Source organism: Henriciella litoralis (genome assembly GCF_002088935.1).
In the GTDB taxonomy this organism is placed as follows: Bacteria; Pseudomonadota; Alphaproteobacteria; order Caulobacterales; family Hyphomonadaceae; genus Henriciella; species Henriciella litoralis.
Genome location: NZ_NCSS01000006.1, coordinates 2,659,063 through 2,672,490, shown reverse-complemented (window position 1 = coordinate 2,672,490; position 13,428 = coordinate 2,659,063). Strand labels below are relative to the sequence as shown.

Sequence of the window (13,428 nt, the reverse complement as noted above, 5' to 3'; positions counted from 1 at the left end):
CAGTTCATAAAGACGTGAACATGAATTGCTGGCAACGGCCAGAAGCCGTCGCTTGCCATGCATATAAATGCATGTTTATATGATGATATGAGTGTAAGCGCAGAGATAATCGTTGAAGCCTTGAGGGCGGCAGGTGAGCCGACCCGTCTGCGTATCCTGTCGCTGCTGCGCCACGGAGACCTTGCCGTTGGCGAACTGGTAACTGTCCTCGGGCAAAGCCAGCCGCGTCTCTCTCATCACCTGAAAGCGCTGACCGCTGCGGGCCTGACAGAGCGCCTGCCAGAAGGGGCGTGGGTGTTCTACAGACTCACGACGGAGGGCTGGGCGCGCGCCCTGCTGAACGGTCTTTTCGATCAGATCGATGAGACATCAGGTGACTTTCCAGACGATCTTGAACGGCTCGACGCGGTTCGGCGCACACGGCAGGCCTCAGCCGAGACCTATTTCAGCTCGATCGCCACCGACTGGGACCGCATCCGCGCCATGCACTATCCGGAACAGCTGATCGAAGCGGCCATCCTGAAACTTGCCGGGCCAGGCCCCTTTCGCCGTGTCGTCGATCTCGGCACCGGGACCGGGCGCATGCTGACCCTGTTCGGAGATCGCGCGCACGAGGCTGAAGGCCTTGATCTGTCCCACCAGATGCTCACCCTCGCCAGGTCCAATCTCGCAGAAGCCGGCATCGCCGGGGTCCGCGTGCGTCAGGGCGATGCAACCTCAACACCGTTTGCCTCCGCCAGCGCTGACGTCGTTATCGTACACCAGGTGCTGCATTACCTCGAAGAACCTGAGCGTGTGCTGAAGGAAGCCAGCCGCATTCTGACGCCCGGCGGCCAACTCATCGTCGTCGATTTCGCCCGCCATGATCACGAGTTCATGCGTGAGGAATTCGGACACCACCGCCTTGGCATCCGCCAGGATAATATGTCGAACTGGGCCGCGCAGGCCGGACTGCAGCTGAATGAACCGCTGCGCTTCGATCCGCCATCGGACCTGGAAAAAGGAATTGCCGTTCTGATCTGGAGCGGTCTCAAACCTGCTTTGAAGAAGGAGGCTGCCGCATGAGCGACCTCGCAATTGCCGCCCGCCAGACGGGCACGCGCCCACATGTATCATTTGAGTTCTTCCCGCCGAAGAACGAGACCATGGACGAACGCCTCTGGGAGTGCGTCCGCCGTCTTGAGCCGATGCAGCCGGACTTTGTCTCGGTGACCTATGGCGCTGGCGGCTCAACCCGCACACGCACGCATGACACCGTATCGCGTCTTGCAAACGAAACCTCTCTGACAGCGGCGGCGCACCTCACCTGCGTCAGCGCGACGAAAGACGACGTGCTGCAGACCGCAGAAGATTACTGGCAGGCAGGCGTCCGGCATATCGTGGCCCTTCGCGGCGACTCGCCAGATGGAATGGGTCAGCCATGGCGCCAGACCGATGGCGGCTTCAAGAATGTCATAGAGCTGGTCGAAGCCCTCCGTGCGCACCGGCCAGACCTTGGCAAGGTCTTCGAAGTGTCCGTCGCCTGCTACCCGGAGCCTCACCCCGACAGCCGCGGCTGGGATTTTGATCTCGCGCACCTCAAAGCCAAGCAGGACGCTGGCGCAGACCGGGCCATCACGCAGTTCTTCTTTGAGCCGCAAATCTATTTCGAATTCCTCGACCGGGCCCGTAATGCCGGCATCACCATGCCGATCGTGCCGGGCATCATGCTGCAGCCGAATTTCAACGGCCTGAAGAAGATCTCCAATCTCTGTCAGGCGACCCTGCCGGACTGGCTACACCAGCTCTATGAAGGGCTTGAAGATGATGCCAGCACACGAGACCTCATCACGGCCAATGTTGCAGCAGAGCTTTGCCACAAGCTGGCGGATGGCGGCGTTTCGCAATTCCACTTCTACACGCTGAACCGGGCCAATCTCGCCCTCTCCACTTGCCACCTGCTCGGGCTGAAACCCGCCCGCGAAGCTGAGGCCGCCTGATATGACACGTACCGAACGCCTCGCCGCCCTCGAAGCCGAAGCGCAAAAGCGCATCCTGATCCTCGACGGCGCCATGGGCACCATGCTCCAGAAGCATAATTTCTCCGAGGAAGATTTCCGCGGTGAGCGCTTTGCTGACTGGGACACATCCGTGCGCGGCAACAACGACTTGCTGAACCTCACGCAGCCAGATGCTGTGCGGAGCGTCCACAAAGCCTTCATCGAGGCTGGCGCTGATTTCATCGAGACGAACACGTTCAGCACCACAACCATCGCGATGGCCGACTATCACATGCAGGACATCGCGCCGGAGCTTGCCGAAGCTGGCGCGCGCCTTGCCCGCGAGGCCGCCGACGCTGCCGGCCGCCCGGTTGCCGTGCTCGGCGCATTTGGCCCGACCAACAAGACGCTATCCCTCTCGCCGAATGTGAACGATCCGGGCTTCCGGGAAGTCACCTTTGATGACGTGCGCACAGCCTATCATCAGCAGGCCGTCGCCATGGCGCCGCACATCGACTTCTTCCTGATCGAGACGGTGTTCGACACGCTGAACGCCAAGGCCGCGATCAAAGCCGTTTTGGATTACCGGGCCGAGACCGGTGACAATATCCCCGTCATCATCTCCGGCACGATTACCGACGCCTCCGGCCGCACGCTTTCAGGCCAGACCGCAGAAGCCTTCTGGCATTCAGTGCGCCACGCCAAGCCTTGGGCCATCGGTCTCAATTGTGCGCTCGGTGCCAAGCTGATGCGCCCGCACATCGCCTCGATCTCCAAAGTCGCCGATACGCGCGTCATCGCTTATCCGAATGCCGGTCTGCCGAATGAGTTCGGCGAATATGATGAGCTGCCTGAACAAACAGCGGCGCAGGTCCAGGAATGGGCAACGTCTGGCCTCGTCAATGTACTTGGCGGCTGCTGCGGCACCACGCCGCCGCATATCGGCGCGATTGCGAAAGCTGTTACAGGCAAACCGCCACGTGCTATCCCTACCCCGGAAACGGCCATGCGCCTGTCGGGTCTGGAGCCGTTCGTGCTGGCAAGCTGAACGAGGACACTATGGGAAAGACCTATGACAAGCTCGATGACAAGCTGATCGCTTTCATCGAAGCGCAAAAGATGTTCTTCGTGGCCACCGCGCCGCGATCCGATGACGGCCACGTCAATGTCAGCCCCAAAGGGTATGACAGCTTCGTCGTCATCGACAACGAAACCGTCGCCTGGCTCGACCTAGGCGGCTCCGGCATCGAGACCATGGCGCACCTGAATGAGAATGGTCGCATCACCATCATGTTTTGCGCCTATGAGGGCGCCGCAAACATCGTCCGCCTCTATGGCAAAGGCGAAGCAGTCCAGTTTGACGATCCGCGCTTTCCAGGCCTGCTCAAACTCTTCCCGGCCTTCGACAAGGCCCGCGCCATTATAACCGTCAAACTCGACCGCATCTCAGACAGCTGCGGCTGGGGTGTGCCCTTCTATGAGTTCAAGGGCGAGCGAGAGCAGCTCAGGCGTTATGCCGACAACCCACGCACCGATGGACGGACATGGGAACAACGCTGGCGCGAAGGCAATGCGACCAGCATCGACGGCCTTCCAGGCATCACCTCGGAGACATCCTCATGATCCCGACCCTTAAATTCGCTCTTGGCTTCATCGCTGCAATGGTCGCCTATGCCCTTGTCCGCCTGCTCGCTTCCGCATTTGGCCTCGGCACACTTCCCGCCAGCATCTGCGCCGGCATCGGCGCAGCCATGACCTTCTTTCTTGTCGGACTGCCACTCGGCTATGTCCGCTTCAAATCTCCCGGAGACCCGGACTAAATGTCAGATACGTCACAAGCCTCCACCGCCACATTCATCAATATCGGTGAACGGACCAACGTCACCGGATCGGCGAAATTCCGTAACCTCATCAAGGCGGGCGACTATGACGCCGCCCTCGTTGTGGCGCGCGACCAGGTCGAGAATGGCGCGCAGATCATCGATGTGAACATGGATGAGGGCATGCTGGACGGCGTCGAGGCCATGACGACCTTCCTCAACCTGATTGCCGCTGAGCCGGATATCGCCCGCGTGCCCGTGATGATCGACAGCTCCAAATGGGAAGTGATCGAGGCCGGCCTGAAATGCGTTCAGGGCAAAGCCGTCGTGAACTCCATCTCGCTGAAAGAAGGCGAAGAGAAATTCCTCGAACAGGCCCGCAAGGTCATGTCCTATGGCGCCGCCACCGTCGTCATGGCGTTTGATGAGGTCGGACAGGCCGACACCGCAGAGCGCAAATACGAAATCTGCGCGCGTGCCTACAAACTGCTGACCGAAGAGATCGGCTTCCCACCAGAAGACATCATCTTCGACCCGAACATCTTTGCCATCGCGACCGGCATTGAAGAACACGACAATTACGCCGTCGACTTCATCGAGGCCTGCAAGCGCATCCGCGCAAACCTGCCCCATTGTCATATCTCTGGCGGTCTTTCGAACGTCTCATTCTCGTTCCGCGGCAATGAGCCGGTGCGCCGCGCCATGCACTCGGTCTTCCTCTACCATGCCATCCCGGCCGGCCTCGACATGGCCATCGTCAATGCCGGTCAGCTCGACATCTATGACGATATCGAGCCTGAGCTGCGCGAACTGGTCGAGGACGTCATCCTCAACCGCCGCCCCGACGGCACCGAGCGCCTGCTCGAGATCGCAGAGCGCTATCGCGGCCAGAAGGGCAAGGTTCAGGAGAAGGACACCGCCTGGCGGGACCTGCCCGTCGAAAAACGCCTCGAACATGCCCTGGTGCGCGGCATCACCGAATTCATCGTTGAGGACACCGAAGAGGTTCGCCTCAAGAAAGACCGTCCGCTCCACGTCATCGAAGGCCCGCTGATGGACGGCATGAATATCGTCGGGGACCTGTTCGGCTCCGGTAAGATGTTCCTGCCACAGGTCGTGAAATCGGCCCGCGTCATGAAAGCTGCCGTCGCCCATTTGATGCCCTTCATGGAGAAGGAAAAGGAAGAGCTCGGCCTCGTCGACCAGTCAAATGGCAAGGTCATTCTCGCCACCGTCAAAGGCGACGTCCACGATATCGGCAAGAACATTGTTGGCGTGGTGCTCGGCTGTAACGGCTATGACATCATCGACCTTGGCGTCATGGTCCCGGCGGAAAAAATCCTCGAAGCCGCAATTGAGCATCAAGCCGACATGATCGGCCTCTCTGGCCTCATCACGCCGAGCCTCGATGAAATGGTCTTCGTTGCCGCAGAGATGCAACGCCTCGGCATTGACCTGCCGCTGCTGATCGGCGGCGCAACCACATCGCCGGCCCACACCGCCGTCAAGATTGACCCGGTCCGCAACAACGCCCCCGTCATCCATGTGCTGGACGCCAGCCGCGCCGTCGGTGTCGTCTCCGCCCTGATGAATGAAGGTGAGCGCGAAACCCTCTGGGGCACCACCAAGGCCCGCTATGAGCGTATCCGCGAAAGCCGCGCCGGTGGTCCACCAACCCCGCGCCTGCCGATTGGCGAGGCCCGCAAGAAAGGCTTCACTGCCACCGAACCATCGGCCCCGGCCCCGACCTTCACAGGCGTGAAGACGTTCGAGGATTTCGACCTCTCGGCGCTCGCGCGCTACATCGACTGGACGCCCTATTTCGCCAGCTGGGATCTTGCCGGCCGCTACCCGCAAATCCTTGAGGACAAGGTCGTCGGCGAAGCCGCATCAGACCTCTGGCGCGACACCCAGACCATGATGCAGCGCCTTGTCGGCGAAGCCTGGTTCAAGCCAAAAGCCGTGATCGGCTTCTGGGGCGCTGAGCGCGACGGCGACGACATCAAGCTGGACACCGGCGACACGCTCTACACGCTCCGCCAGCAAATGGTGAAAACCAATGAGCGGCCAAATCTCGCCCTGGCTGACTATATCGCCGCCAAGGGCGACCATATCGGCGCGTTCTGCGTGACGTCCGGCGCCGAGGCCGATGCCATCTCGAAAGCGTTCAAGGACAAGGGCGACGATTATTCCGCCATCATGGTCCAGGCGCTAGCTGACCGCTTTGCCGAAGCCATGGCCGAATACATGCACGAGCAGGTCCGCAAATCCCTCTGGGGCTACGACCCGGATGAGGCCTTCGACAATGAGGACCTCGTCAAGGAAAAGTATCGCGGCATCCGCCCGGCCCCCGGCTATCCGGCCCAGCCGGACCACACCGAAAAAGAGCTGATCTTCAAGCTGCTCGAAGCCGAAGAGCGCATCGGCGTGTCACTGACCTCAAGCTTCGCGATGAGCCCGGCGCCGTCTGTCTCGGGGCTCTATTTTGCCCACCCGGAAAGCGCCTATTTCGCCGTTGGCCGGATCGAACGCGACCAGGTCGCCGACTATGCCGCCCGCAAAGGCTGGGACCAACGCAAGGCCGAACGCTGGCTCGCCCCAATCCTCAATTACGACCCTTTCGCCACTGCGAGCGACGAAGCGGCATAAGCTACGCAAACCGAGAGCCCGCATGGTGAGCGACGTCGAACCATGCAGGCGTCCCGGCTGCACGCTTCATCCTTCGACAAGCTCAGGATGAGGTTGTGGTTGGGATCGAGGAGCGGCTTTTCAACACAGCGCAGCCTCATCCTGAGCCTGTCGAAGGATGAAGCCGCCAAAAGCCAGCAATCGGAACAAACCCGAGACCTCCGCCTTCTTTCTTTTGACGCCGTCACCGGCTCCATAGCGTGGCAACGCGCCCGAAAGGACAGCAAATGAAACTCGCACCAATCCTCATCACCGCCGCGCTATTCGCAACCATCCTCAGCGCCTGCAGCGATCGCGCGCCGGCAGACGTACAGCCGCTCCCCGCAACGAACGACGCCGAGGACATCAGCGAACCGGGCGACGCCGTCTCGCAAACCGATGACATCATCCCGTCCGATGCCGCCCATCTCAATTGCATCCAGACCCGCCTCCCGATCAGCAATATCAGCGTCTCGGACGTGCAGCGAAACGACATGCTGCGCTATGTAACGGTGACCTTCGACGTGACGAACAATCTGACCTTCCCGGTCGCCGGGTTCACCTACGATCTGGAATTGCTGAACGAGGGCGCAGATACGCCCTTCTATAATGACCGGGCCTTGCGCGAAGTGCCTGAGATCGCCGCACCCGGCGACATTATGACCGCCACGACCTCAGCGGCCCTGCCCCGCGATATGGAGCCGCCCTTCACCGCGCAGATCGCCATCGTCAATGTCGGCGACGAAGACAGACGCCCCCTCTTCAACGAAACCGGCGTCTCCGGCTGGGCCGATACGCTGTCGGATGAGGTTTGCGGGGACGGCTGAGCGGCGTTTTGAATTTCTAATATCGGCTCAAGAAACCTTAAATCCGTTTACCCCAAGATCTGGCTTCACTTTTCCTGTCCTGATGACAGAGGTCACTCGATGCGGCGGCTAAATGACGAACGTGGGGAACGGCGAGCGCGCAAAATCCGCGAGCGCCTCACTCGCGTATCCAGACCCGCATTCAAAGGGCTACACCGACGCAAAAAGAAGTCTGCCGCAAAAACCGCGCGTCGCCATCTGACGAGCGCGGCCTTGGGGATGCTAGTTTTTTCGATTGTGTTCGGTTCTACCTGGATGATCTGGCAGACCTAAAACTGCGAGCTACTTGCCCTCAACCTTATCCTGCGTCTTCGTGTCAAAGTCGCTTGCATCGTGGCGCTCACGTAGTTGCGATGACGGGTCACCGAACGTCCGGTTCACCATGCGCCCGCGTTTGACCGCTTCGCGCTCGGCGAGCTGGTCGGTCCAGCGGATGACGTTCTTGTATTCGTGGACCTGCAGGAACTCGCCAGCGTCATAGATGATGCCCTTGGCCATCGCGCCATACCACGGCCAGATCGCCATGTCGGCCACGGAGTATTCGTCGCCCGCCATGTATTCGCGATCCGCCAGATTGCGGTCGAGCACGTCCATCTGGCGTTTCACTTCCATCGCAAACCGGTTGATCGGGTACTCATACTTCTCCGGCGCATAGGCATAGAAGTGGCCAAACCCGCCGCCGAGATAGGGCGCAGAGCCCATCTGCCACATCAGCCAGCTGATCGCCTCTGTGCGCTTGTGATGGTCTGTCGGCAGGAAGGCGCCGAATTTTTCAGCCAGATAGAGCAGGATCGACCCGCTCTCGAAGACCCGCGTGACAGGGTCGGTCGAATGGTCGGCCATAACTGGGATCTTGGAGTTGGGATTGAGATCAACATAGCCAGAGCCGAACTGGTCGCCCTCACCGATATTGATCAGCCAGGCATCATATTCAGCGCCCGAATGGCCCGCCGCCAGAAGCTCTTCCAGCATGATAGTGACTTTCACGCCATTTGGCGTACCCAGCGAATAGAGCTGGATCGGATGTTTGCCGATCGGCAGCTCCTTGTCATGCGTCGGCCCGGCGATGGGTCTGTTGATATTGGCGAACCGGCCTCCGCTTTCCTTGTCCCAGGTCCAGACTTTTGGCGGTGTATAGGTCGGGTCGCTCATATCGTTTCCATTCCTGCTTGGTTTTCTTATCTGCACAAAAAATAGGACGGCACGCCGCTCGTTCAATCGACGCGGTCTACTCTCACCTATTTACCGAAGGTCAGCCGGCCTCGAAAATCGCCCGCAATCCCTCGCGATACGTCGGGAAGGCAGGCCGCCACCCCGTCGCCGCCTTGATCTTCGCATTCGGCACGCGCTTGCATTCAGCGTAGAAGCTTTTCGCCATCTCGCTGACATCCGCGCTGTCGATATCGGTGCGTGCGGGATGTGGCAGGCTGAGCAGGTCGGCGGCAAAATCCATCACGTCCTGCGGTGGGGCCGGCTCATCATCGCAGAGATTATACGCCCCGCCCGGCGCCCCCGTCTCGATCAGCGCCAGCAGGCCCGATGCGATGTCATCAACATGGATGCGTGAAAAGACCTGCCCCGGCTTGATGATCTGCTCATCCTTGCCATCCTTAAGGCGCTCCAGCTGCGAACGCCCCGGCCCATAGATGCCCGGCAAGCGCACCAGCCGCACATCAGCCCGCGCAAATTGCCATTGACGTTCAGCCAGCACGCGCCGTTCGCCGCGGTCTGAGCCAGGCGAGACACCTAGCGCCTCAAACGCCCAGCCCCCATCAAGATCGCCATAGACACCTGTTGTCGAGAGATAGGTGACGCTGGCCGCGCCCCCCGCATAATCACCGGCAAGCGCAAACCCCGGACACCCCTCATCAGACGGCGGCGTCGAGATAACAATATGCGCGCCTTCGCAGGCTTGCCTGATGCCGTCATCATCACTGGTGAGCACCGGTGTGATCCCAGCCTTTTTCAGCCCGGTCGCCTTATCCTCGCTGCGGGCTGTGCCGATAATCTCCCAGCCGCCCGCATCACGGCACAGCTCCGCAAGGTGCTGCGCGGCATAGCCGGGTCCGATGAGAAAGAGCTTGCGTAACTGATCTGTCATTTGTCTGCCTGAGCATCTAGCTGTAACGCTGCCAGCTAGAGTTTCGAGGGATATTTCAAGCAATGAGCCTCATCGCAATGGCCTTCGCGGCCGTCACGCTTGGTCAAACCAGCGTGGCAGACATCGCCCGCGGCGAACAGGCCCGTCTCAATGCCTGCATCTCGCTCGCCGAGACGGATGCGGAAACCGCCTATGAGGACAGCCTCCGCTGGCTTGGTGAAGGCGCACGTCCGGCTGCCCGTTATTGTCAGGCCATGGCGCTTATCGGCCTTGGAAATTACCGCGAGGCCGCAGCTGGCCTCGAAGAGCTCGCCAATGCTGAAAATTCTGGCAGCCTTCAGGACCGCGCCATCTATCTTGCCCAGTCCGGCAATGCCTGGCTCGCCGCAGGGTATCTGGATGCCGCCGTCGTCACGCTGACCAACGCGCTAAAGCTCGCGCCTGAAGATGCCGGTATCCGCGCAGACCGCGCGGCGGCTTATCTCGGTCTCGAACAGTGGGAAGAGGCCCTCGCTGATCTCGACATGGCCCTGACGAAATCGCCTAATTCCATCGATGCCCTGCAGATGCGCGCCCGCGCCCATCTCAATCTCGATCAACTCGACAAGGCAGAGCTCGACGTTAACAAGGCGCTTCTGTTGGACCGCAAAAACCTCGACACGCTGGTCCTGCGCGGGGATGTACGCGAGGCAAAAAGGCTTGCAGGCAAGTAGGGGCCTCTCTCTCCTCGTCGGACGTGGTCCGCGTCGCCGGCTGGTCATCCTGGCGGCATCTTTTCTGATCAATGGCACAGCGGTCTGGCTCGCCACGAGGAGCCTCGGGACGAGCTCCTTTCGGGAGCCGGAACCGGCAGAGGTAATCCCGGTGACGCTGGTTGAAGCACCACCGGAACGAGAGCCCGAGCCAGAGCCCCCTGAACCAGAGCCCTCACCCCCCGAACCTGATCCAGACCCGCCTGAACCGCAGCAACCGCGCTCAGAAGTTGAGCCACCGGCTCCGCCGACCGAGGCGAGCGATACGCCTCTACGCTCGCCCATCATCGCGGCACCGGGAGAGACCGCCGATGCAGGTGTCGTGGCGGCTGAGGAGGAGCGCTATCCTGAACTGACGCTTCCCGGTCCAGGCAGTGATCCGGAGACGCAGGCGACAGCCGCGCTGCGCGCCTTCCAGTGCAACCGCATGGGCCAGACCCGCCCGGCCTGGTGCGACGACGATGCTCCGGACGCCATTGAAGCGCCGGTGCGGCCCGCCTTCGCAGAAGAGCCGACCATGTCACCGAAGGCACTGGCCGATTTCGAGATCAAGCAAGTCGATGAAAAGCTCCGCCGACTGATGGCGGAAGACTGCCCGCCGAAACGCGGCGTGATCAATGACGTGTTCACCGAGGAGCATTCCTATCTGCGCCAGGGCGTCCATGCGGCCGTGGGCGCGCTGAGCGCAAACAGCACCAACAAGTCCTGCCCCTAATCAGCCGCCGGGCGAGAGCACGCAGTCATCGAGGCCGTCACTGGCCACAACGCGCATACGCCCCTGCAGCATGCTGGCGCGGCGCGAGACATAGTCCCCCGGCGGGTCAAGCCGCCATTTGTTCGGGTTTGGCAGCACCGCCGCCAGCAAGGCCGCCTCGCGCGGGGTGAGATCGCTCGCATTCTTGCCAAACCGCACGCGTGCCGCCGCTTCAGCGCCAAAGATGCCGTCGCCCCATTCAACCGTATTTAAGTATTGCTCCATCACCCGGCGCTTGCCCCACATGCCATCAATGAACAGTGCGAACCACGCTTCGCCCGCCTTGCGGACATAGCCGCCGCCATTCCAGAAGAAGGTGTTCTTGGCGATTTGCTGGGTAATGGTGGAAGCGCCGCGCTGGCGACCGCCCTCCCGGTTTTCCTTGATCGCTTTGTTCAGCGCCTCAAAATCGATACCATCATGCTCGCAGAAGCGGGTGTCTTCAGCGGCGATCACGGCTGTGACGAGGTGGGGCGAAATCTCTTCCAGCGGCACAATCACGCGGCGTACATGTTCGCCCTCAATCGCACGCTGCGCCATCAGGATCGTGCCCGGCACAGGCACCCATTTCAGCGCCAGCGCATAGACGTTCGCCAGCACGAAGACGGCCGCCAACACCTTCACCACAAGAAGGATGATCGACCCTACGCCCCGGCGTTTCGGCCCGCCGCGCTCACCCTTCACTTCGGCGTCAGTGTCCATTCAGCCCCCACCTCTTCATCCTGCTCATCGGGCAGGCGTTTTGCTTTTTCAGCTTCGAACCGCTTGGGGTCGAGCCGCCACAAGGCCCAGACCGCTGCGCCCCGCACCATGGCGGCCTCATCATCCAGATGCGGCAGCACCGATGATGCGACGAGACCGGTATCGCCGCTATTGCCGATCGCCACCAGAACATTGCGCAAAATCCGCGTTCGTCCAGACCGCTTGACCGGCGATCCGGCAAAAACCTCCCGAAACGCCGCATCATCCAGCGCCGCCAGGTCTTCCAGTTCCGGCAGCTTCAACTCCGCCCGCGCCCAGAGCTTCTGCTCGCCAGCCGTCTGCGCGAACTTGTTCCAAGGGCAGATGGCGAGGCAATCATCACAGCCATAGATCCGGTTGCCGATAGGCGTTCGAAACTCTGCCGGGATCGGCCCGGCATGCTCAATGGTGAGATAGGAAATGCAGCGGCGTGCATCGAGCTGATAGGCCGCCGGAAACGCATTCGTCGGGCAGATGTCGAGACAGGCCCGGCAAGAGCCGCAATGGTCGGTCTCCGCCGCGTCTGGCTCCAGCTCAGCCGCAGTGAGGATCGCGCCCAGAAACAGCCAGCTACCATGCTCGCGGCTGACAAGATTCGTATGCTTGCCCTGCCAGCCGAGCCCCGCCTTTGCCGCCAACGGCTTTTCCATCAAAGGCGCGGTATCGACAAACACCTTCACATCCGCGCCCGTCAGCTGCGCAAATTGCCCGGCCAGCTGTTTCAGCTTCTTCTTGATCAGATCGTGATAATCGGCCCCGCGCGCATAGACCGAAATATTGCCATGGGCCTTCAGTTCCAGCTGCGCCAGCGGATCACTGTCCGGGCCATAATTCATCGCCAGCATGATGGCCGACTTCGCATCGGTCCACATCGCGGTCGGCGCCCTGCGCCGCTCCAGCGTCGTCTCCATCCAGGCCATGTCGCCATGCCGGCCATGATCGACAAATTCTTCAAGACGCGCGCCAGCCTCCCATGGCTCATCGGCACGGCATATCCGGCAATCTGCAAAGCCAAGGTCACGCGCGGCCGCTTTCAGCCGGGCTTCTAGGGAAAGCGCGGCGTCGGCCATCTAGAAATCAAGATCGGCATAGTGCTTGGCCGGGCGTGTCCCCTCAACCTTGTCCGCAAGGATCGGCCGGAAACTCGGGCGGGACTTGATACGCGAATACCAGTCTTTCAGCTCCGGCGCGGCATCCCACGGCATATCGCCGAAATAGTCATAGGCTGAGAGATGCGCGGCAATCGAAAGGTCCGCAATCGTCAGCGACCGGCCCGCCATATAGGTGCGCGTTTCGGCCAAGGCGTTGAGAAAGCTCAGCTTGCTTTTCAGCGCGTGCACCCCGGTGCGCAGCGTCGTCGTATCGGTCGTCTTTGACCGGCGCACCCACTGGTTCACACGTTCTGTCAGCAAGGTCGCATTCACCTCGGAAAAGGACTCCTCGCTCCAGCGCCAGAGACGGCGCGCTTCGGCCCGCTCATTCGCGATGAATGGCAAGAGCCGCGGGCTTGGATGAGCCTCTTCAATGTATTCAATAATCGCATGCGTGCCGACCGCATTGACCTTCGCCTCACCTGACGTATCGACCAGCACGGGCGCTTCAGCGCCGGGCGCGATCTCGGCAAAGTCGTGCGGCGGCGCCCAGGGGAGCGCCTCGATCGTTTCGAACGGACAGCGCTTTTCGCCAAGCGCAAGGCGCACGGTTCGCGCACGCGGGTCTATTGGCCAATGCCACAATCGTCTCATATC

At 61.1% G+C, this 13,428-nt stretch carries 14 protein-coding genes; 9 read left to right on the top strand and 5 right to left on the bottom strand.

Annotation, left to right across the window (positions count from 1 at the left end):
* The first annotated feature begins 87 nt into the window (after positions 1–87).
* The 7 genes from B8783_RS16695 (at position 88) to B8783_RS16660 (ending at position 7,293) form a co-directional block, all read left to right on the top strand.
* Positions 88–1,065 (top strand): ArsR/SmtB family transcription factor, encoded by a 978-nt coding sequence (locus tag B8783_RS16695; protein ID WP_084422160.1) that lies wholly within the window; start codon positions 88–90, stop codon positions 1,063–1,065.
* Entirely contained in the window at positions 1,062–1,979 is a 918-nt protein-coding gene (metF, locus tag B8783_RS16690; RefSeq protein ID WP_084421269.1) for a methylenetetrahydrofolate reductase [NAD(P)H], read from the top strand. The genes B8783_RS16695 and metF overlap by 4 nt, the downstream gene beginning before the upstream one ends.
* Before the next feature lies 1 nt (position 1,980).
* Entirely contained in the window at positions 1,981–3,027 is a 1,047-nt protein-coding gene (locus tag B8783_RS16685) for a homocysteine S-methyltransferase family protein (protein ID WP_084421267.1), read from the top strand.
* 11 nt (positions 3,028–3,038) lie between these two features.
* On the top strand, positions 3,039–3,602 hold the full coding sequence (locus B8783_RS16680) for a pyridoxamine 5'-phosphate oxidase family protein (protein WP_084421266.1): 564 nt from the start codon (positions 3,039–3,041) through the stop codon (positions 3,600–3,602).
* Complete coding sequence (locus tag B8783_RS16675; protein ID WP_084421265.1) at positions 3,599–3,799, top strand: hypothetical protein; 201 nt, start codon at positions 3,599–3,601, stop codon at positions 3,797–3,799. The genes B8783_RS16680 and B8783_RS16675 overlap by 4 nt, the downstream gene beginning before the upstream one ends.
* The gene (metH, locus tag B8783_RS16670) at positions 3,800–6,448 is read left to right on the top strand and encodes a methionine synthase (protein WP_084421264.1); all 2,649 of its coding nucleotides are present in this window, start codon (positions 3,800–3,802) and stop codon (positions 6,446–6,448) included.
* Between the two features lie 266 nt (positions 6,449–6,714).
* A complete protein-coding gene (locus B8783_RS16660; RefSeq protein WP_084421261.1) occupies positions 6,715–7,293 on the top strand; it encodes a hypothetical protein in 579 nt (192 codons plus the stop codon).
* 321 nt (positions 7,294–7,614) lie between these two features.
* Here the strand turns inward: B8783_RS16660 and yghU are convergent, their stop codons facing one another.
* Both yghU and B8783_RS16650 read right to left on the bottom strand, forming a co-directional pair.
* Complete coding sequence (gene yghU / locus B8783_RS16655) at positions 7,615–8,484, bottom strand: glutathione-dependent disulfide-bond oxidoreductase (protein ID WP_084421260.1); 870 nt, start codon at positions 8,482–8,484, stop codon at positions 7,615–7,617.
* Between the two features lie 100 nt (positions 8,485–8,584).
* Complete coding sequence (locus tag B8783_RS16650; protein WP_084421258.1) at positions 8,585–9,433, bottom strand: Rossmann-fold NAD(P)-binding domain-containing protein; 849 nt, start codon at positions 9,431–9,433, stop codon at positions 8,585–8,587.
* Between the two features lie 62 nt (positions 9,434–9,495).
* Here B8783_RS16650 and B8783_RS16645 point away from each other — a divergent pair, with 62 nt between their 5' ends.
* Both B8783_RS16645 and B8783_RS16640 read left to right on the top strand, forming a co-directional pair.
* On the top strand, positions 9,496–10,146 hold the full coding sequence (locus tag B8783_RS16645) for a tetratricopeptide repeat protein (protein ID WP_084421256.1): 651 nt from the start codon (positions 9,496–9,498) through the stop codon (positions 10,144–10,146).
* Positions 10,133–10,900: a hypothetical protein gene (locus B8783_RS16640; protein WP_084421254.1), complete on the top strand. Its 768-nt coding sequence runs from the start codon at positions 10,133–10,135 to the stop codon at positions 10,898–10,900. Before B8783_RS16645 ends, B8783_RS16640 begins: the two co-directional genes overlap by 14 nt.
* Here the strand turns inward: B8783_RS16640 and mtgA are convergent, their stop codons facing one another.
* Genes mtgA through B8783_RS16625 form a run of 3 tightly spaced genes read right to left on the bottom strand, consistent with a single transcriptional unit; the run spans position 10,901 to position 13,425 of the window.
* Positions 10,901–11,641 (bottom strand): monofunctional biosynthetic peptidoglycan transglycosylase, encoded by a 741-nt coding sequence (gene mtgA, locus B8783_RS16635; RefSeq protein WP_139792404.1) that lies wholly within the window; start codon positions 11,639–11,641, stop codon positions 10,901–10,903.
* A complete protein-coding gene (queG, locus tag B8783_RS16630) occupies positions 11,620–12,750 on the bottom strand; it encodes a tRNA epoxyqueuosine(34) reductase QueG (RefSeq protein WP_084421252.1) in 1,131 nt (376 codons plus the stop codon). Before queG ends, mtgA begins: the two co-directional genes overlap by 22 nt.
* Positions 12,751–13,425, bottom strand: coding sequence for a glutathione S-transferase family protein (locus B8783_RS16625; protein WP_084421251.1), 675 nt, complete (start codon positions 13,423–13,425; stop codon positions 12,751–12,753).
* Between the last annotated feature and the right edge of the window lie 3 nt (positions 13,426–13,428).